The organism is Thalassospira sp. MIT1004 (genome assembly GCF_001858545.1).
Classification (GTDB): domain Bacteria; phylum Pseudomonadota; class Alphaproteobacteria; order Rhodospirillales; family Thalassospiraceae; genus Thalassospira; species Thalassospira xiamenensis.
This window is the reverse complement of the sequence record NZ_MCAO01000001.1, coordinates 140,143-159,960: the sequence shown is the minus strand read 5'-3', so window position 1 is coordinate 159,960 and position 19,818 is coordinate 140,143. Positions and strand designations below refer to the sequence as shown.

Below are 19,818 nucleotides of genomic sequence, written 5' to 3'. Positions count from 1 at the left end.
GAAGCCCTCTACCTTCCAGTCCGCGTCGCCGTCTCCTTGGCGCCGCACCCCGTCGGTGGAGGCGGGTTATAGGGCCCCTCGCCAGACCTGTAAACACCTTTTTTGAAGTTTTTCTGAGATTTTTGCAGATTGTTTTTTTCACCCCCGAAACGGTCCGCACAAACACTGGTCTTTCCGGGGTTTTGCATTGAAATCCCTTAATCGAAGAACATGACACTGCCCCTGTGAAACAGTCGTGAAACACAGGAAATCTGGAAAAAACAATCGGATCAATGCGGGAATCCGATATGGAGTCCAATGACTTCAGTGCGAATATGAAAAGAGTTACGTTCAAATCGACACAAGATTTTCGCTTTTTTACAGAAAGCATCAGGCGTATGAGAATCGCAACGCCAATCTAATCAGCCGATCCGGGCAAAACGGTTTCGCGTGAAACACGATCACCCGGTTCTGAAACACATTTGCCACCCGATATACAGAAGGTCCGAACCGTGATCGAGATTCCCCATATTGTCGCCCATCGCGGCGCGTCCATCGAAGCCCCGGAAAACACCATTGCTGCCTTTCGGGTCGCTGGGGCGCGTCAGGCCAAGTGGATTGAATGCGACGTAACGCTGAGTGCCGATAACCAGTGTGTGCTTATTCATGACGACACACTTGAACGGACCACCAACGGTACAGGCCCGATCCACAAACAGCCGTTAAGCGTGCTGCGCGAGCTTGATGCCGGTTCATGGTTTTCAGATATATATAAAGGCGAACGTATCCCGACACTGAACGACACGCTTGAAACCCTGTTCTTTATGGATATGGGGGCCAATCTTGAAATCAAGCCATCGGGCTGTGATCCTGTGCGGCTGTGCCAGGAAGTTGCAAAAGAACTTGACCGGGCAAAGAAGCTTCCGATCCTGCTTTCAAGTTTTGATGACGGTGCCGTTGCCGAAATCAGGCGGCTTTTGCCCGACATGCCGTGTGGCTGGCTTCTGGAGACACTACCCGACAATTGGCATGACGGATATACCCAGCTTGGCGCAAGTGCGCTTCATATCGATCACAAGGCACTTGATCCCGAAAAGGCCGCTGAAATCGTTGCGGCCAACGTGCCGCTGGTCTGTTATACCGTCAATGATCCGGCCCGTGCCAAAGAGTTATTTGGCTGGGGGGTAACATCGGTCATTACCGATGATCCCGCAAAGATGATTGCCGCAATCCCGCGTCATCCCAACCCGCAGGGCCGGGGCAAATAAGCCGACAGGCAAGATAACAAACACGCGCTACGCACCACCCACCCGGCATTGCACCGCCACCGCAATGACTGCCGCGCGTCAATGATAACGAGGAAACGAAGACTATGACGATCACACCACCCGGCGCCCCACCGGGTATGCCCGCCAATCATCCGGAAGGGTTGCCACCGAATGTTCCTCCGGTGCCGCTTTACCCGCATAATCGCGTTCGGCGTCATTTAAGCGAACTGTTCCGTTTGGCGCTGCCGGTTGTGATTGCGCGGCTTGGCATGCTGATCATGTCGGTTGTCGATACGATCGTTGTTGGAAATTATGACAGTGCCAGTCTGGCCTATCTCAATATTGCGCATGCACCCTTTACATCATTGATGGTTACCGGCATCGGGCTTCTGACCGGGGTGATGATCCTGACGTCACATTCGGTGGGACGAAACAATCTTCTTGAAGCGGGACAGACATGGCGGGCCTGTCTGCCCTATGGCATGCTGATTGGCATTGCCTTCATGCTTGTGACCTGGAAATCCGAATGGCTGTTTATCGCCACCGGCCAACCAGAAGATATCACCGAGCATGCCAGCAACCTTTCGGTCATCCTGTCGATCGGAATGCCCGCCGCAATGATCTATATTGTGTGCAGCTTTTTCCTCGAAGGACTTCAACGTCCATTACCCGGCATGATGCTGATGATCGGGGCTAATTTTATTAATCTGGTACTGGATTATGGACTGGTTTATGGCGCGTTTGGCTTTCCGGAAATGGGAGCAGAGGGCGCAGCATGGACATCAACCGTAATTCGCTGGCTTATGGCGATCAGTCTGCTTGGTTATATCCTGCTGATGCGCAGTCATGTCGATTACGGCATTCGCGATGGTTTTGCCGGTTGGTGGCACCATTCGCGTAATGCCCGCCACATGGGATATGCCGCTGGCGCCAGCCAAGGCATGGAAACCAGCGCCTTTGCCGCCATGCAGCTTTTCGCAGGACGCCTTGGGGTCGTGGCCGCGGCAAGTTACGGTATCACCATGACGATGCTGGCATTGATGTTCATGGTCGCCCTTGGACTGGCATCGGCGACATCCGTTCGGGTCGGCATTGCCTATGGCAGACGTGACCGCCCCGATATGGCATTGGCCGGGTGGATCGGGCTTTTGACAACCATGGCCGTGATGCTGTTGCTCAGCACGCCGCTTTATTTGCTTCCGGGGATGGTGGCACACCTGTTTACGCAGGACGCCACCGTGATTGCCACGACAGCCGGTGTTCTGGTTCTGATGCCGATCATTTTCCCGACCGACGGCGGACAGAATGCCGCCATCAGCGCATTGCGCGGTGCCGGGGATAAATGGGTTCCGACGATCCTGCATCTGGTGTCATATATATGTGTGATGATACCTACCGGGTACTATCTGACCTTTGTGGTCGGGCTTGGTGTTGCTGGGCTGTTCTGGGGGATTGTGATTGCAAGCCTTGTCGCGGTTAGCGGCCTTGCCATCCGGTTTGCAATTGTATCGAGCCGTCCGATCAGAGCTTATCAGCAATAGACAAGCGCCTTGTCACTAAAAGCAAGGTCCGCCGAATACCCTCAGCGGACCTTTTATTTTGCGCATTTGCCTACATGCAAAGCTATGCGCGCACCGCATCGAGTTTAAGGCGCGGCATCAGCAGATCACAAAATGGCAGAACCAGCGTATCCAGAGCCGAAGCCGCCCGTGCGGCATCAATGCGGATGATGTGCTGCTCGATATCACGCTGGGTTGCAAATTCGCCCAAGGGTGAAAGTTCCGGCAGGGCTTCGACAAGGGTTGTGTAAAATGCGACCTGATCCTCGCGTGCTGTTCCCGCCGCAAGATTTCCAAGATGGTTATAAAGCGCCATCGCAAGGAACCAGCGGCAATAGGGCATCAAGCCTTGCAGAATTTCGGCACGTTGTTGGGGCTGAACATATTGCTGCAAATCGGGATCAAGCCAGACGGCATTTTGCACCCCGGCAATGAACGCATTGCGAAGAGCCGGATTGGCATCATTGAAAAACACCGTTGTTAGCCAGCCAGAAAGATCGTCAAGCGCGGCACGCCGCGTTTCCGGATCTGCTTTGCGATCAAAATCAAGGGCGGGCATCGGGGGCTGAGCCGACATTGCAAGAGTGGCCAACGCCGGATCGATCAGAGCATTGGCAAGCCATGCCTGATGCCAGATTTGCATCGGTCTGAAATAGGGTTCCTTTTCCGCGCCGCCAGCTTCGATCCAGCTTTCAAGCAGGTGCGCCCGTCCAAGCGACATGCCGATACGAAGCGCGTCTTCAAATCCCATACCATCGCGCAAAAACGGATCGCCCAGCATATCTTCGAGCAATGGCAATGCGGCAAACACATGATCGGACCGCAGGCCCGCCCCTACCGGCTGATAATAACCGGTGGCATCCCGATGGCCGATCAAGCTGCGCGCGTGTTTGCCAAATGCCCCCCAGAAGGTCAGACGCACCGGTTCGGCGCGCTTGCGCCAAAGCGGACGGGTTACATGCCAGCTTTCGGTTTCGATCAGAGCCATCGCCATGGAACCACCCAGCCGGACAAGGGGTTTGGCAATAGCGGCATCAAGTTCATCGGCAGAACCGACATGGCCAACAGAAAGCCGCCAACCCGGTTGTTCATGCGGATGGCGATCCAGCCACAAATGGGCAAACCCGTTTGACCCGGCCCGCTCAGCGGCAGCTGCAACCAGATCAAAGAACATGGCAATCGGTGCTGGTAATTCAGGCACATCATGATCGCCAAGCGGATCCCCGACCTGCCAGGTCCGGATCATCACATCCTCTGCATCCGGGCGATCCCGGAAGAATGGTGGCAGGAAACCTGCATACTGATCGGTTGCGGATGTATCAGTCATGGATAGCCTCGCAGTCTGGGCGGCGATAGTGGCGCAATGGTTGGTGTCGTGCTGATACCCAAGGAAATCGGAGCGGTCAATTGCCGCCGCAATTTAATCAGGCGCGCGTCAGACCGGCATGACCAAGACTGGCTTCGCGATATACCGAAGGAGGCATCCCCACCAGACGACGGAAATCACGGCTGAAATGCGCATTGTCGGTAAAACCGCACCAAAATCCGATTTCACCAACCATCAGGCTGGTGCCAGCCAGAAGGCGGCACGCCTCGCGTACCCGCATCAGACGCAGGAGATCGGAAAAGCGGCTGTTGGCCTGTTGCAAACGACGCTGCAAAGTCCGGCCGGATGTATCAAGCGCATTGGCAACATCTTCAATCGTCCAGCTGCGCCCGATATCATGTTCAAGCACAGCGCAAAGCTTTTGCACGACCGGCCGACTGTTCCCGACGGTCGGCGCCGTTCCGGGCATATTCGCCATAAACGGATAGCCCGATGAAATCGCGACATAGCTTTGCCAACTGATGCGAAAACGTAAAGCACGCCCGGCAAAATCGAGTTTCTTGATCAGTTTTCCATTTCGGATTACCGGAATGGAAGGACCATGGCTGGGCAGGATTGCGCTGCTGACATTTTCGACACCGACCGCTTCGAGCAGACCAACCATGAAACCATGCATTAAAAGGTTTTCGACCCGTGCGGGCGGCTGGCCACGGACAGCACCACGATGCAGGGTCAATGATTTTCCGGCGGCCTGATAATCGGTGCGACTGCGGGCATGGGAATAACCTTCAAGCCGATGCCAGCGATCCGCGATCAATTCGGGCGTTGCCCCCTGGCGCAACATGGTCAAAACCGGTTGCTGTTCCTTAAGCGCCAGATGACGCCCTAGCCGCACCAATACCGAAGGCCCGTTAGCTTCTTCAAGAGCAAGCAGAATGCTGCGCAGGCGAGCACTGGTGATGACCGTGCCTTCCGGCACAAGATCATATCCCTTTGGCAACCACGCCAGTTGCCGGATCAGGGCGATATGCAAACCAAACGAAACGAATTCCTGCATTACCAATCACATTTTTGAACCACCACTTGGCGCGATCATACAAACATATGAGATGGCTGTCAGCTTATCGTAGAAAATGTCACGAAGCTGTTACATTGATCATTTGGTGTTTCGCGCAGTTAACGTAGATATCATTGCGCCGAAGGCACCGAATGTGCCAGTCTGGCAAGGTCCCGACCCAACGGAAAGCCATATCGTGATTAAAGTTCTGTTTGTCTGTACCGGCAATATATGCCGTTCTCCCACCGCCGATGGCATTTTCAAGACCATGGTCAGCAAAGCAGGGATGGATGATGCCATCAAAGTCGATAGCTGCTGCCTTTCGGGATATCACGCCGGTGAACAGGCTGATCCGCGATCACGCGAAATGGCCGCCAGTCGCGGTTATGACCTGTCCCTGATCCGATCTCGTAAAATCACTTCAAGTGATTACAGCGAGTTTGATTACATCCTTGCCATGGATGACGGACATCTGGCCGATATGCAAAACCAATGTCCCGCCCAGTATCGCGATAAGCTGGAACTGTTTTTGGATTACCACCCGAACCGCAAAGGACAAAGCGTTCCTGATCCCTATTATGGTGGGGCAAACGGCTTCAAATCGGTTTTTGATATGATTGAGGAAACGTCAGGTGCCTTGCTAATCCACATCAGGGAAAAGCATGGAATTTGAGCGATGGCATCGCCGATGATTACACAACGGATTAAAGACATTACCGGAAGCGAGGTTGCGGCCTATCACCAGCTTTCGGGAGGGTGCGTTTCCGATGTGAAGCGCGCCGATCTTCGCGATGGTCGCAAACTCGTCATCAAGCAGGGCGGTGAGGCAAATCTGGAAATTGAAGGCCGGATGCTTGACTATCTGGGCACTCATTCCCCCATTCCATTTCCGGCCGTGTTACATGCCGAGCCCGGATTGCTGATCATGCATTTCATAGAAAATGATGGTCACATGAACGGTCAGGTTCAAAGTGACCTTGCCGTTCTATTGGCCAGTCAACATCAGGTTACACAAGGCCGGTTTGGGTTGTCCTTTGACACGCTTATTGGCGGCCTTGATCAGCCCAATCCCCTTACGGTCGACTGGATCACCTTCTTTCGCGATCACCGTCTGCTTTACATGGCCCAGCAGGCAGAAAGTTGCGGACGACTGCCAGGGCATTTTTTATCACGGATCGAAACCCTGTCGGCCAAACTTGGTGGTCTTTTGCCATCAGACTGCAAACCATCCTTGCTGCATGGCGATCTGTGGGGTGGCAACATTCTGTGCCAACAGGGAAAGATCGCCGGATTGGTTGATCCGGCAGTTTATTTTGGTGATCGGGAGATCGAGCTTTCCTTCGGCACATTGTTTGGTGACCTTACACCTGCATTCTTTGATCGGTATTCGGAAATTTTCCCGATCCTGCCGGGCTTCTTTGAAGAACGCCGTGAACTTTACAACCTTTACCCGCTTCTGGTGCATGTTCGTCTTTTCGGTGGGTCTTATGTCGGTTCCGTGGATCGCATTCTCGCCCGTTTTGGGGTATGACGGGCAAAATCAGCAGCCATGCAGGATCGGCTTTTACCGAACTGTTACCAAGTGCTAGCGCCGATGCTGGTCAGTTTAACTGATGCATTCCGCAACGTGCTGCAAACCTGCAAATCCTGCCATCAGCAGTTTCGTGCCGACTGAACATAACCGTGCATATGACAAAGGCCACCCCGAAAGGCGGCCTCTATTCATTATATTCGAAATAAACCCTATCGACCGATCATCGCGAAAAACTCGCGCCGGGTGATCGGATCATCGCGAAAGGCCCCAAGCATCCGGCTGGTCACCATCGACACCCCGGTCTTGTGAATGCCGCGTGTGCTCATGCATTGATGGTTGGCGTCAATCACGACGGCAACACCCAGCGGATCAAGTTCTTCCTGAATGGTATTGGCGACCTGTGCGGTCATTTTTTCCTGAATCTGCAGGCGCTTTGCGTAAACTTCGACGACACGGGCCAGCTTGGAAATACCAACGACCCGGCGGCGCGGCAGATAGGCGACATGCGCAACACCGATAATCGGCACCATGTGATGTTCACAATAAGACTCAACACGGATATCACGCAGCACGACCATCTCGTCATAGCCGTCGGTTTCCTCGAAGGTGCGACGTAAAATTTCTGCCGGATCCTGCTGGTAACCTGCGAAAAATTCACCGTAAGACCTCACAACACGGTCTGGCGTTCCGCGCAGTCCTTCACGATCAGGATCATCTCCTGCCCAACGAAGCAGGGTACGAACGGCTTCTTCTGCTTCTTCTTGCGATGGGCGTTTAACGGCGCTGGTTTCGCTGCACATTTGGCTTCCTCTTTATAATTCTGTCCTGTGGGTCATGTGCTCCCGACCCTGATCTTGGTTCGTTTAATTAAGTGTGCGCTTGCTATGCGGACTGTCGAGCGAAAATGCCGGGATTTCAATATCAAACCGGTTTCCATCCATGTCAGTCATTTCATATGTCCCAACCATGAAACCGCTTGGCGTCGCCAATGGCGCGCCGCTTGTGTAATTGAAACTTTCGCCACTTGCCAGAACCGGCTGCTCGCCGACCACACCTGATCCCCGGACTTCCTGGGTTGATCCCCGGGAATCGGTAATACGCCAGTAACGGTTCAAAAGTTGTACTGTTTTCGGGCCATGATTTTCGATGACAACCCGATAGGCCCAGACATAACGATGGGTGTCCGGGTCTGACTGTTCGTCAAGGAACACAGGTTGCACGGATACTTTTATGTCTCGGGTCACTGATGAATACATGCAAAACTCCAGGCCAATTCTTATTGCGTTCCTTCTGCCAAGGGCGTTGCGCTTTTTTGCTTTACCTAGGTCATATTTAGACAGTCAATGCCCCAAGTACCAGATGTCTGCCACCAATTTGCCATCCCGATCACGTATTTTCTCGGCTAAGCAAAAGGCGGCCCGTGCAGATACGGACCGCCTGACATAGGCATATCGCCGAACCTGCTTACTGTTATACGCGCAACGCGGCAGACAGATCTTCTTTCAGATCATCAATATCTTCGAGACCGACAGACAATCGCAGCATGCCCTCGGTAATGCCCATAGTGATCTTGTCTTCAGCCGGAACACGTTGGTGGGTCGTGGTCCACGGATGGGTCGCAAGGCTTTTGGCATCACCAAGATTGTTCGAAATATCAATAAGCTGAAGATTATCGAGCAACGAAAAAGCAGCCGACTTTCCACCGGCAAGCTCGATCGCGATCAATCCCCCACCACGCCCCGACATCTGTTTCATCGCCAGTTCATATTGCGGATGGCTTTCGAGCCCTGGATAGATAACGCGCGATACCTGCGGCTGTTCCGAAAGGAACCCGGCAAGTGCTGTTGCATTGCGAATATGCTGATCAACACGCAGACCAAGCGTTTCGAGACCTTTAAGCAGAACCCATGCGTTGAACGGGCTCATACTGGGACCGGTGTGGCGCAGGAACGTTGTCAGGTGGTTATCGTGCCATTCCTTGTCATTGAAAAGGATCGCGCCACCAAGACAGCGTCCCTGACCATCGATATGCTTGGTCGCGGAATAGACAACAATGTCAGCGCCCAATTCCATCGGCTTTTGCAGGATCGGTGTCGCAAAAACGTTATCAACAACAACCTTGGCACCGGCCTTATGCGCCAGATCGGCAACAAATGCGATATCGATGACTTCCAATGTCGGGTTGGACGGCGTTTCAAGGAAAACGGCATCAGCCGATTTCGACAATGCCTTTTCCCACGCAGCATGGTCTGTGCCGTCCACCAGTTCGGTTTCAACCCCGAACCGGGGCAAAAGGGTCGTCAGGATAAACTCGCACGAACCGAAAAGTGCCCGCGAACCAACAACACGGCCGCCTGCCTTTGTGCACGCGATCAGGGCATTCCAAACAGCAGACATGCCAGATGCGGTTGCACGGCAATATGCGGCACCTTCGAGCAGCGCCAGACGTTCTTCGAACATCCCCACCGTCGGGTTGGCAAAACGCGAATACACAAAGCGTTCCGGGCCGGTACCATCAAAAGATGCTTCAGCCTCGGCAGCACTGTCATAGACATAGCCGGAATTCATAAAAATGGCTTCGGAGGTTTCATTAAACCCGCTACGCGCCGTGCCGCCGCGAACTGCACGGGTAGCCGCACGCCATTTATCAGAAGCCTTTTTTTCGGTTGTCATCGTCTTGCTCCTATATGCCCGGTCATATTGGGATGACCCGGACACAAAAAAACCCTGACCGGCACGATGGGTCAGGGCCGAAGCCACGATTACCCTCTTTAGCGATTTTTTACGTGGTCGCAAGCCGGTCGACAAATCCCACGAAGAAACCCGACGATACGACTTGGTTTCCCCGACGTCAAGCATCACGCACCCGACAATCATACCTGTCCGTCTTTGAATCCATATGGGAGTTTCCTGGTGGCCTCACGCAATGGTGAAAGCAGTTCATAAGCATCTCGTGCTTTTTCGCTCTATTGTTCGGCCAAGACATGCAATCCTTTAAAAGCCGCTTCCCTCAGAGAGGCGGTTAAGACAGTAAAATCAATGACCAAGACACATTCAATGACGTCAGAGCACACGACCAAAGATCATTTCAAGTCCGGGCAAGCCACCAGCGTCAGAACGCCACTTTGGCGCAAATTTCTGCCGGTCTCGATCCTGTTTGCCGGATTGGTGCTCGCGTGGCTATTTGGTGCGGTGGATTATTTATCGTTCGAAACCCTGCGCGAGAATCGCGATATTTTGCAGAATTTCGTCGCGGATAATCCGGTTCTGAGCGTTGCTACCTTTATGGCGGGCTACGCCATTGCCGTTGCCCTGTCGCTTCCGGTGGGGTCGATACTGACCATTGTTGGCGGGTTTCTGTTCGGGGCGTGGCTGGGCACGGGTTATGTCGTGATTGCCGCAACTATTGGCGCAACAGTCGTTTATCTTGCCGCACGCTATGCCTTTTATGACCTCATGCGTGCCAAGGCCGGAAGTGCAATCCGTAAAATGGAAGCTGGCTTTGCCGAAAACGCATTCAGCTACCTTATGGTCCTGCGGCTTGTACCGTTATTTCCGTTCTGGCTGGTTAATCTGGTCCCGGCTCTGCTGGGGGTAAAATTTCGGTCATTTGTTGTGGGTACGGCGGTTGGCATTATCCCGGGCACCTTTGTGTATGTTTCAATCGGGGATGGTTTGGGTGCACTGTTTGATCAGGGCAAGACGCCCGATCTTGGCATTATTTTTGAACCCCGCATTCTAACCCCGATCATCGGCCTGGCTGTGCTGGCAATGATCCCGGTGGCCTATAAAAAATTCCGTAACCGCAATAGCGGGGCAAACACCCGATGAGCGATATAATCAAAACAGACATCTGTATCATTGGCGCCGGATCAGGCGGGCTTTCGGTTGCTGCCGGCGCGGTCCAGATGGGTGCCGATGTTGTCCTGATAGAAAAGGGCAAGATGGGCGGCGACTGCCTGAATACCGGTTGCGTTCCGTCCAAGGCATTGCTGGCTGCGGCACACGCGGCCGAGAATGCCCGGACAGCATTTCAATTTGGTGTCGGCACCGACCCGTTGGCAATCGACTTTGCGCGCGCCATGGATCATGTCCATTCTGTCATCGCCGGTATTGCACCGCATGACTCGGTTGAAAGATTTGAAAAACTCGGCTGTCGGGTTATCGAGGCCAAAGCACATTTTACCGGCCCGAACGAGGTCATCGCCGACGGCAAACGCATTCACGCCAAACGGTTTGTGATTGCGACCGGGTCACGTGCAGCCGTTCCACCAATCGACGGGATTGACGCCGTCCCGTATTTTACCAACGAAACCATCTTTGAAAACCGGATTTGCCCTGATCACCTGATCATCATTGGCGGTGGCCCCATCGGCCTTGAAATGGCACAGGCAAACCAGCAGCTTGGCGCAAAAGTCACCGTAATCGAAATGGCAACGATCCTGCCAAAGGACGATCCCGATCTTGTGGCTGTGGTTCGCGATATGATCGAGTCTTCTGGCATAAGCCTGTATGAAAAGATCAAAACCAAGCGGGTGGAGACACATGACGATCAGATACGCGTTATCATCGAGCATAACGGTGCAGATATCACCATCGAAGGCAGCCACCTTCTGATTGCAACAGGACGGAAACCGACTATCGATGATCTTGGCCTCGACGCGGCCGGGGTGACATACAGTGCGCGCGGGATCAACGTCGACAAAAGATTACGCACCAGCAATTCCAAAATCTTTGCCATTGGCGATGTCACAGGTGGTCTGCAATTTACCCATATGGCGGGTTACGATGCTGGCATTGTGATTCGTAACGCCTTGTTCCGCCTGCCAGCCAAAGTCGATCACAAAGCCGTTCCATGGGTGACTTATACCAATCCTGAATTGGCACAGGTTGGCTTGAGCGAAACCGCAGCACGCGAAAAATTTGGCGATGCAATCAGGGTCGTTACCTGGCAATACGCGGAAAATGATCGCGCACGGGCCGAAGCCCGAACCAAAGGCTTTATCAAAATCGTGACCACAACACGCGGTAAAATCCTTGGTGCCGGTATTGTTGGTCACCAAGCCGGGGAACTTATCGGCCTCTGGTCGCTGGCCATATCCCAGAAAATGAAAATCGGGGCGATTGCCGGAATGATTGCGCCTTATCCGACTCTGGGCGAATTGTCCAAACGCGTTGCCGGGGCGTGGTACACACCCAGCCTGTTTAGCGAAAAGACTCGCAAGATCGTCCGCTTCCTGCTGAAATTCGGCTAGGACGGTCAGAGTGGGGGCAAGCTTCTGAAACACTGTACATTTTTCCCCGTCTCTGGCTAACATTTGTCATGGAACGCCCGCATCTCAAACTGCCCCCATGGGCCAAATCGCTGTCGGCACGTTTGCTCGTGCTGACTGTGGGGTTTGTGATGCTTGCCGAAATTTTCGTCTTTGCACCGTCTGTTGCCCGCTATCGGGTCGACTGGCTTAAGGCGCACCTTGATTCCGGTTACCTGGCGGCACTGGCACTGGAAGCCACACCCGATCAGATGATTCCCGATGATCTGGAAAAGGAACTGTTGTCCAATGCCGGGATAGAAGCGGTTATTTTACGCCGTGATGATCGCAAATTGCTGCTTCAGCGCGATGATATGCCCGCAAAGGTCGATCATGACGTCGATCTGACGACCTTTTCCATCCTGATGGCATTGTATGAAGGTCTTTCGACCCTGACCCAGCCGCATGATCGCATGCTGCGTGTGGTTGGCATGCCATCCATGGCACCGGACTTCGAAATCGAAATACTGGTTCATGAACACGGTCTGGCAGAAGACATGCGCAATTTCGGCTGGCGGGTGATGGGACTATCGCTGGTGATCTCTTTCTTTACCGCCGGGCTGGTTTATTTTGCGTTGAACCGGCTTCTGGTCCGGCCGATGCGAACATTAACCAGCGACATGATCCGTTTTCGCGAAAATCCGCAGGATCAGGGATCAGTCATCGTGCCAGATGATCGTGACGATGAAATTGGCATCGCCCGGCACGAACTGGCCAATATGCAGCACGATTTGCAGGCAATGTTAAACCAACGTCGTCGTCTTGCGGCTCTTGGAACCGCGGCAACAAAAATCAGCCACGACCTGCGCAATGCATTGGCAACCTCAATGCTGATGACCGAGAAGCTCGCCCAAAGCGAGGATCAGGAAGTCCGTGCCGTCGTCCCCCGCCTGTTATCATCGATGGAGCGTGCGGTTTATATCAGCGAACAAACGCTGTCTTTTGCCCGTGAAGCACCACCAACACTTGATATCGCACGATTTACCCTGATCGAATTGATCGAGGAAGTGCGCGATCAGGTGCTGTTGCAGAATGGTGGTGAAAGTCTTCTGGCGCCGGAAAGCCTCGATACGGCCAAGGAACCCTGCAAGGCCAAAATTCATATCGAGTTGCCGCCGGAACTGATGATTGAAGCCGATTATGATCAGCTTTTTCGTGCCTTCAGCAACCTGATCCGCAATCCGTTAGATGCCGGGGCAACGGAGGTGACCGTCAAACTGGCACCCGCAAATGATCAGAATAAAGAGGACGCGTTTGCTGAAATCCTGATCATGGATAACGGGCCCGGCTTACCTGAAAAGGCAATCAAAAATCTGTTTGTCCCGTTCGCCGGAACCGGCAGGAAAGGCGGAACCGGTCTTGGCCTTGCCATCGCAAGGGAACTGATTCTGGCCCATGAAGGGGACCTTCGCCTGAGCGCAACAGGACCGGATGGCGCCACGTTTTGCGTGCAGCTCCGGGTCATAGTGTGAAGTTGTCGACTTCCGCTAAAGAATCCATAATAATAGATTTTTTCTATCGAATTTAAATTTACATTCGATTTCACCAAATGAATTTCATTTGGCATTGTTGGGTCAAGGCGATGCTGGACCAATATCCCGATCCCCGATCCGCTCCTGACCCTAGGTCTGGCATCGCCACCTTCTCTAAAATCACGGCCGTTCAAATTCCCGGCGCGCAGCATTGATTACCGGTCGCATAAAGCATCCTTCTGCGTGATCGTTAATCAAGCCCATTGCCTGCATAAAGGCATAGACGGTCGTTGGGCCAACAAACTTCCAACCCCGTTTTTTCAGATCCTTTGAAAGTGCGACCGAAATTTCAGACATGGATGCAGTCTGCGGCTTTGCAACAGAATCCTCCCTTGGCTCGAACCGCCAGAAGTAAGCGGCAAGCGATCCTTCTAGTGCCACCATTTCGCGCGCACGTTTGGCATTGTTGATGACGGCTTCGATCTTGCCACGGTGGCGAATAATGCCCGCATCCCGAAGCAGCCGCTCAACATCACGACCTGTAAACTCAGCAACAAGATCAAAATCGAAGTTATGGAATACGGTGCGGAAATTCTCGCGTTTGGCCAGAATGGTGCGCCAACTCAGGCCGGACTGAAAACCTTCCAGACAGATCTTTTCAAATAACCGGCGATCATCACCAACAGGAAAGCCCCATTCCGTATCGTGATAGACATCAAATTCTGGTGCTGCATCACACCATTTACAGCGTGTTTTGCCGTCTGCACTGATCGTTGTGGTTCCCATACTGCCCCCTCTTTTCTTATTCCCGGAGATATCACGCCTTCAGGAATTCCAAACGTTCATCCATTCTGGCCGGGGTGATTTCAATGATTTCGGCCTCGACGATTTTTTCGATAACAAACGGGTCGGCATTCAGACGTTCCGTTAACTCTTCCATGGTCGTATTGTGCGCAAGAATTCCCCCTCCCCGACGGGGTTGGAGATTGCCGACCACCAGAAACACGCCCTCATCAAACCCCTGGCTGATCCATCGTTTATGGCCCTCCATAAACTGCGATGCCTTCGCTCGATTCTCCGAAAACGTCAATAAAATGGTGAACATCGTTATTATCCCTGATCATTTGGTTGCTGCATTGTTGTTCCGGGTACGAAGCGACCGCATCTGTCCATCCAGCCAGTCACACATCTGATCGACTTCGTACTGGACGAATTTTTCATCACCAAACGCATTGGCAAGCGCCGCCACACCCTGACTGCGCGCAAGCAAATGCATCGCCATACCGTCTGATCGTTCGGCAAAGCCAAGTCGTGTGAACTGCCGACCTAGCCAGACGCGGAAAAGGGTAAAAAGTCCCGCCGCGTCACTTTGCGCAGCATGATTGAGCTTTGCCAGTTCGGCAGAAAGTGTTCCGACCGGGCATCCGTAGCGTCGGATTTTTTCCCCGTTGACGATCAGAATATGAATGAAACTGCGAATGCGGGCGACCGGGTCTTCTCCGGTGGCTTCCCAGTGATCAAGCATCTGTTCGGTATTGGTCAGACGCCGATTGATCACGGCATCAAGAATCTCGTCCTTGGTTTTGAAGTGATAATAGAAATTGCCACGCGATATGCCGACCTCGGCTGCGATATCTGCAAAGGAGGTCGGCTCGAACCCCTGTTGATAAAACAGCTGATCCGCAGCTTTGACAATCCGTTCGCGAGTGCCCTGTTCCACGATCATGTCTGTTCAACCTGAATGATGGGTGCTTGAAACCCGACTAGGACAATTGCCCTATTTGAGATTTAGGACAAATGACCTAATCTGTCAATCAATCAAATCGCAACGGGTTTCGGTGACAATCAACTTAGAAAGAAAAAGAAAACCCCGCACAAAGGCGGGGTATCATGGCAGGCTGGAAGAGTAAAATCAGTCGCGCCAGAAAGCCGGGAACAGCAGCACCAGAACGGTGAAGACCTCCAACCGGCCAATCAGCATACCGATCGACATCAACCACTTTGCCCCGTCTGGCAGGGTTGCGAAGTTACCGGACGGACCGACAATCGGACCAAGTCCGGGACCGACATTGGCAATCGCTGTACCGGCACTTGAAACCGCCGTAATGAAATCAAGACCCATTGCGCCAAGAGCCGCCGCCAGAACCACAAAGCAGAAGACGAACAGAAAGAAAAAGCTGAGCACCGATTCCGTAACGTCTTCGGAAAGCGGTTTCCGGTTATAATAAGCGATGAAAACACCATGAGGCCGCAGCATATGAGAAAGCTGAACCTTGGCTATTTCGTAAAGCACCTGCAGGCGGAATATCTTGACCCCGCAGGTCGTTGAGCCGGCACAGCCGCCGATAAACATCACAAAAAAGAATACCGTAACGGCAAATGGCCCCCAAAGGCCATAATCGGTTGTGGCGTAGCCAGTCCCCGTCATCACGGAAATGATGTTAAACGACGTGTATCGAAGCGCATTCAGGAAGGCGACATCGTTTGTTTGCGAATGCCAGATGGTCAGACCCAGAATGATCGAACTGGCAATCGCAACGAACCAGCGAACCTGACCATCCATAAAAAGCGCCAAGGTCCTGCCACGCAGCATTTGAAGATAAAGGATAAAGGGCAATGCGCCCGTTGCCATACCCAATGTGATGATCACATCAACTGCGGCATTATCAAAATGCCCGACCGATGCGTCCTTGGTCGAAAAGCCACCGGTCGCAATCGTCGTCATCGCATGGGCAATCGCATCAAATCCGGGCATACCCGCCCACCACAAAAGAAACGCCCAAATTATGGTAAAGCCCAGATACAAACTGGCGATACCAATGGCGATCTGGGTTGCACGCGGAAAAGCCTTATCAGACTTGTCAGAGTTTTCCATCCGGAAAAGCTGCATACCGCCAACACGCAGCATCGGCATGACGGCAATTGCCATCACAATGATCCCGATCCCACCAAGCCACTGCAAAAGTGCGCGCCATAGCAAAATGCCCGGTGGGGCAGTATCAAGTCCGACGATCACGGTCGAACCGGTCGTCGAAATCCCCGACATCGCTTCAAAGAACGCGTCCGTGTAGCTCATATCAAGGTCGGAAAACGCAAACGGCAATGCGGATACGGCAGTCAGAACAAGCCAGCTTGTTGTGGTCAGGATAAAAGCCTGTCGCGATGTGATTTTGAGATTCTCGGTCCGGTTCATCATCACTAGCGCACCGCCGATGAACAGCGATACGGCCGACGCGGCTGAAAACACCAACCAATCCCGTTGCCCGTAATACATATCAACCAAGGCAGGGATGAACATCCCGATCGACAGGGTGCACAGCAAAATGCCGATAATGAAAAGGATTGGACGAAAATCGATCAATGAAAAGCCCCGTACCATGTTTTACGCCCGTTCCCATTGAACCGGGCATGACATGTCTTCGCGATTATCCCGACAAGCTGCACTGCATAACCGAAAAACCGGTTCGTTTGCATCATCTTCCGGCAAACGAAGCGGAATTCTTCGCACATGCCCTGCCAATGTCCAGCTTTTAAACGTATGGCTCCTTGCTTGATCGTAATTTCATGCCTTCAATCATAGAGCTATGCGTATTAGGTCTATCAGCGTTGGCAGAGCTTGTTTAACGCCAATTCCGGGTTGGCACGGCCTGCCAACGCCGGTATATCGCATGCAGGTCAAAATTCATAAACCGAAAGACAAAGCGGAAATGTCCGAACTCGCCAAAACCTTCATCCTGACGATCACCTGCCCGGATACGTTCGGGATCGTCGCCGGTGTCACCAGCTTCCTTGCCGAAGAAGGCGCGTTCGTCAACAAGCTGGAGCAATTCGGCGACCCGCAGAGCAATCGCTTTTTCATGCGCGTGAAGTTCGATGCCGGTCGTGCCCTACGCACAAAGGTCGAATTTGCCGATAAATTCGCCACCATCGCAGAAAAATTCACGATGCAGTGGGAACTTCACGATTTCCATCGGAAGCCAAAAGTGTTGCTGATGGTGTCAAAGTTTGGCCACTGCCTGAACGATCTGCTGCACCGGGTTGCCTCAAACAATGTGCATATCGAAATCCCGGCCATTGTTTCAAACCACGAAGACATGCGTGGAATCGTCGAATGGTACGGAATTCCTTACTATCACCTCCCGGTGACCAAAGAAACCAAAGCAACCCAGGAAGCCAAACTGCTTGATATCGTCGACGAACACGATGCCGATCTGGTTGGTTTGGCGCGCTATATGCAGGTTCTTTCAACCGATCTGTGCCGCGAACTTGAAGGTCGCTGCATCAATATTCATCACTCCTTCCTGCCCAGCTTCAAGGGTGCCAAACCTTATCATCAGGCGCATTCGCGGGGCGTGAAACTGATCGGGGCAACTGCGCACTATGTCACAGCCGACCTTGATGAAGGACCGATCATCCATCAGGCCATCGAACATGTCGATCATACGATGACGGCCGAAGACATGGTTGAAATCGGGCGCGATATTGAATCCGTCGTCTTCTCGCGCGCGATTCAGATGCATTGCGAACATCGTGTTTTCCGCAATGGCAGCAAGACCGTCGTCTTCCGTCGATAAAACACAGACGTGAAACCACAATCTCCCATCAAACCGCCAGCTTTAATGACTGGCGGTTTATTTTTTTGATATAATTTACTACCTATGAAAGTAATTCGTTAACTCGGCGAAATGGCCGATAGAAAACATGAAAATTATCGAATAAATTATACTTGGGAAAAATAAAATTCCTAAAATAACAATAACTTGCAACGAATATCGTTGCCCTGAAACTACCTTGGGGGCTTTCCGTGCCGGGAAAGAAAATCTATTTCGCCGTCGTCTTATGCATTTTGCTCGTTGTCGGATTTCTGACCACGAGTTTTGTCAGCTTCTATGTCGCGCGACAATCGCTGGAACAGCAGATTTCCGAGAGCACCCTGCCACTCACCAGTGACAACATCTATTCGGAAATCCAGCGCGACCTGTTGCAACCGATCTTTATTTCGTCACTGATGGCGCAGGATACCTTTGTCCGCGACTGGACGCTTGGCGGGGAAAATGATCCCGAACAAATCATTCGCTATCTTAGCGAAATCCAGATGCGCTATGACACGGTCACTGCTTATTTCATCTCGGATAAAACCCGGAACTATTATCACCCGACCGGCATGATCAAGCAGGTATCCAGAGATGATCCGGCTGATTTCTGGTATTTTCAGGCCCGCGACAATCAAAAACCTTATGAAATCAATGTTGATCACGATACCGCAGACCGGTCGCGCCTGGCCGTTTTCGTCAATTATCAGGTGCGCGATTATGATGGCAATGTCATCGGCATTACCGGTGTTGGCCTATCCGTCAACTCTGTGACCCGCCTGATAGAAACCTATCAGAAACGGTATGGCCGGACGATTTACTTTGTTGATCAGGAAGGCCGCATCACCCTGCACGGCAGTGGCTTTGGCACGTCCGAAACATTGCATGATCGCGATGGCATTCGTATTCATGCGACGCAGATTCTGACGTCTCCGGGCTCTTCGATCACCTACGAGGACCATGGTGAAACCTATTTCGTCAACAGTCGCCTTGTTCCCGAATTCGGCTGGCTATTGCTGGTTGAACAAAAGGAACATATCGGTGACCAGCAGATTGAAACCACCTTCCTGATCAATATCGCCATATCTCTTCTGATCACGGCAATTGTCGGCATTGCCGCATATCTGACGATCCGCAATTATCAGAACCGCCTGGAAGAACTGGCATCGCGCGATAAGCTGACCGGTGCGTGCAATCGACAGGTTTTTGATCTGGTATTTGAAGGTGTGGCCAAATCCTGCAAACGCCGGGCAGAACCGCTTGGCATCGTCTGTATTGATCTTGATGAATTCAAAGAGGTCAACGATACCTTCGGCCATCCGGGAGGCGATGCAACGCTTAAGGAAGTTGCCACCACCATTCGCCATCATTCGCGGGAATCAGATACGCTATGCCGTTGGGGTGGTGATGAATTCGTTCTTCTTCTGCCCGGACTCAACCGGCAGGAAGCCATGACCAAGGCACGCGAAATTGCTGATGCCATTCGCGAACATCCGATACGTTTCGGGCGGGATAACATTCTGGTCACAGTCAGCGCCGGCATCACGGAATATCGTGATGGCGAGGAGTTTGAAACGCTAATCACACGTGTTGATAATGCGCTTTATACCGCCAAAAATACCGGACGGGATCACATCTCTGTTGCCTGAATACGGTGATTTCACAAACAAAAACGGCCCCCGAAATCGGGGCCGTTTTCATTTAGCATCCGTTATATC

At 52.6% G+C, this 19,818-nt stretch carries 18 protein-coding genes and 1 riboswitch; of the genes, 9 read left to right on the top strand and 9 right to left on the bottom strand.

Annotated elements, in window-relative coordinates:
• The first annotated feature begins 491 nt into the window (after positions 1-491).
• Both BC440_RS00740 and BC440_RS00735 read left to right on the top strand, forming a co-directional pair.
• Positions 492-1,247 carry a glycerophosphodiester phosphodiesterase family protein gene (locus BC440_RS00740; RefSeq protein ID WP_071239381.1) on the top strand — a complete coding sequence of 252 codons (756 nt, stop codon included), beginning with the start codon at positions 492-494 and terminating at the stop codon, positions 1,245-1,247.
• 104 nt (positions 1,248-1,351) lie between these two features.
• The gene (locus BC440_RS00735) at positions 1,352-2,788 is read left to right on the top strand and encodes an MATE family efflux transporter (protein ID WP_071239380.1); all 1,437 of its coding nucleotides are present in this window, start codon (positions 1,352-1,354) and stop codon (positions 2,786-2,788) included.
• Between the two features lie 82 nt (positions 2,789-2,870).
• Here BC440_RS00735 and BC440_RS00730 read toward each other — a convergent pair whose 3' ends face one another.
• A complete protein-coding gene (locus BC440_RS00730; protein ID WP_071239379.1) occupies positions 2,871-4,133 on the bottom strand; it encodes a hypothetical protein in 1,263 nt (420 codons plus the stop codon).
• 97 nt (positions 4,134-4,230) lie between these two features.
• Positions 4,231-5,190, bottom strand: a complete 960-nt coding sequence (locus BC440_RS00725) for an AraC family transcriptional regulator (RefSeq protein WP_007091873.1) — start codon at positions 5,188-5,190, stop codon at positions 4,231-4,233.
• A gap of 196 nt (positions 5,191-5,386) precedes the next feature.
• Here BC440_RS00725 and BC440_RS00720 point away from each other — a divergent pair, with 196 nt between their 5' ends.
• A complete protein-coding gene (locus BC440_RS00720; RefSeq protein WP_071239378.1) occupies positions 5,387-5,863 on the top strand; it encodes a low molecular weight protein-tyrosine-phosphatase in 477 nt (158 codons plus the stop codon).
• A 3-nt stretch (positions 5,864-5,866) separates the two neighbouring features.
• Positions 5,867-6,721, top strand: coding sequence for a fructosamine kinase family protein (locus BC440_RS00715; RefSeq protein WP_071239377.1), 855 nt, complete (start codon positions 5,867-5,869; stop codon positions 6,719-6,721).
• 212 nt (positions 6,722-6,933) lie between these two features.
• Here BC440_RS00715 and folE read toward each other — a convergent pair whose 3' ends face one another.
• The 3 genes from folE to metZ all read right to left on the bottom strand — a co-directional run bounded on the left by folE (position 6,934) and on the right by metZ (position 9,397).
• Complete coding sequence (folE, locus tag BC440_RS00710; RefSeq protein WP_007091870.1) at positions 6,934-7,524, bottom strand: GTP cyclohydrolase I FolE; 591 nt, start codon at positions 7,522-7,524, stop codon at positions 6,934-6,936.
• A gap of 63 nt (positions 7,525-7,587) precedes the next feature.
• A complete protein-coding gene (gene apaG / locus BC440_RS00705) occupies positions 7,588-7,980 on the bottom strand; it encodes a Co2+/Mg2+ efflux protein ApaG (protein ID WP_007091869.1) in 393 nt (130 codons plus the stop codon).
• A 214-nt stretch (positions 7,981-8,194) separates the two neighbouring features.
• Positions 8,195-9,397 (bottom strand): O-succinylhomoserine sulfhydrylase, encoded by a 1,203-nt coding sequence (gene metZ / locus BC440_RS00700; protein ID WP_071239376.1) that lies wholly within the window; start codon positions 9,395-9,397, stop codon positions 8,195-8,197.
• Between the two features lie 77 nt (positions 9,398-9,474).
• A riboswitch (SAM riboswitch) is annotated at positions 9,475-9,549 on the bottom strand.
• 232 nt (positions 9,550-9,781) lie between these two features.
• Here metZ and BC440_RS00695 point away from each other — a divergent pair.
• The 3 genes from BC440_RS00695 (at position 9,782) to BC440_RS00685 (ending at position 13,508) form a co-directional block, all read left to right on the top strand.
• Positions 9,782-10,555, top strand: a complete 774-nt coding sequence (locus tag BC440_RS00695) for a TVP38/TMEM64 family protein (RefSeq protein WP_247643509.1) — start codon at positions 9,782-9,784, stop codon at positions 10,553-10,555.
• Positions 10,552-11,979, top strand: coding sequence for an FAD-dependent oxidoreductase (locus tag BC440_RS00690; RefSeq protein ID WP_071239375.1), 1,428 nt, complete (start codon positions 10,552-10,554; stop codon positions 11,977-11,979). Before BC440_RS00695 ends, BC440_RS00690 begins: the two co-directional genes overlap by 4 nt.
• Positions 11,980-12,047: 68 nt before the next feature.
• On the top strand, positions 12,048-13,508 hold the full coding sequence (locus tag BC440_RS00685; RefSeq protein ID WP_071239374.1) for a HAMP domain-containing sensor histidine kinase: 1,461 nt from the start codon (positions 12,048-12,050) through the stop codon (positions 13,506-13,508).
• 180 nt (positions 13,509-13,688) lie between these two features.
• Here BC440_RS00685 and BC440_RS00680 read toward each other — a convergent pair whose 3' ends face one another.
• The 4 genes from BC440_RS00680 to BC440_RS00665 all read right to left on the bottom strand — a co-directional run bounded on the left by BC440_RS00680 (position 13,689) and on the right by BC440_RS00665 (position 16,869).
• Positions 13,689-14,294, bottom strand: coding sequence for a DNA-3-methyladenine glycosylase I (locus tag BC440_RS00680; protein ID WP_071239373.1), 606 nt, complete (start codon positions 14,292-14,294; stop codon positions 13,689-13,691).
• 31 nt (positions 14,295-14,325) lie between these two features.
• On the bottom strand, positions 14,326-14,613 hold the full coding sequence (locus BC440_RS00675; protein WP_071239372.1) for a hypothetical protein: 288 nt from the start codon (positions 14,611-14,613) through the stop codon (positions 14,326-14,328).
• A gap of 15 nt (positions 14,614-14,628) precedes the next feature.
• Positions 14,629-15,234 (bottom strand): TetR/AcrR family transcriptional regulator, encoded by a 606-nt coding sequence (locus BC440_RS00670; protein ID WP_210766343.1) that lies wholly within the window; start codon positions 15,232-15,234, stop codon positions 14,629-14,631.
• A 186-nt stretch (positions 15,235-15,420) separates the two neighbouring features.
• The gene (locus tag BC440_RS00665; protein WP_083379278.1) at positions 15,421-16,869 is read right to left on the bottom strand and encodes a TrkH family potassium uptake protein; all 1,449 of its coding nucleotides are present in this window, start codon (positions 16,867-16,869) and stop codon (positions 15,421-15,423) included.
• Between the two features lie 346 nt (positions 16,870-17,215).
• Here BC440_RS00665 and purU point away from each other — a divergent pair, with 346 nt between their 5' ends.
• Entirely contained in the window at positions 17,216-18,082 is an 867-nt protein-coding gene (gene purU, locus BC440_RS00660) for a formyltetrahydrofolate deformylase (RefSeq protein WP_071239386.1), read from the top strand.
• Positions 18,083-18,312: 230 nt separating this feature from the next.
• Positions 18,313-19,749 carry a sensor domain-containing diguanylate cyclase gene (locus BC440_RS00655; RefSeq protein ID WP_063093234.1) on the top strand — a complete coding sequence of 479 codons (1,437 nt, stop codon included), beginning with the start codon at positions 18,313-18,315 and terminating at the stop codon, positions 19,747-19,749.
• Positions 19,750-19,818: the final 69 nt, after the last annotated feature.